Here is a 544-nt window from a genome sequence, read left to right as displayed (position 1 = left end):
ATCAGCCAAAGGCGACGGAGCGGAGCCCATGACGAACGCTCGCAGCCGTTTCTCGGCGTCGACCACCCGATGCATCGGAGCTCTCGCCAGCTGATCATCGTGAAGCGCGAGGATTAATTCGAACAATGAAGTCTCATCGTCTGCGAGCTTCCAGTCATCGATCTTGGCAGCACGCGCAAGCGCACTCTCCAGCGCCCGCTCTGCGTCGTGAAAGGTGCTAACCGTAAGACTGCCGAACCCCGCGAGTTGCAAGAAATAAGCCATATAAACGGCACGGGCAAGCTCGTTGATCAGATGCTTGTTTCCTCCGTCTCGGCGACATGCGGCCAACGCTAGATGGTGGGCCAAGCTGAGCTCGCGGGCTGACGCGCGATCCATCGGCAACAGAAGCGCTTTGCTGAGGGGCTTGGGTGGCCGGGCGACGCGCTTTTTCGCGCGATTGTTTGACATGGTGATGAGGAGTTTTTGTAAGCGACTCGGCACGGCCGTTTCACAGTACTGAATTTCTCGATGCATGATGGGCGCGTTCAGATTGACGGAGACA

Annotated in this window: 1 protein-coding gene; it reads right to left on the bottom strand. The window is 57.9% G+C overall.

Annotated elements, in window-relative coordinates; all coding sequences use genetic code 11:
* A partial coding sequence (locus tag AWB65_RS35310) for a hypothetical protein (RefSeq protein ID WP_200821887.1) occupies positions 1 to 516 on the bottom strand: 516 nt, incomplete at its 3' end.
* Between the last annotated feature and the right edge of the window lie 28 nt (positions 517 to 544).

It is taken from the genome of Caballeronia humi (assembly GCF_001544475.1).
GTDB classification, from domain to species: Bacteria; Pseudomonadota; Gammaproteobacteria; order Burkholderiales; family Burkholderiaceae; genus Caballeronia; species Caballeronia humi.
This window is presented reverse-complemented; position numbering and strand designations above follow the sequence as displayed.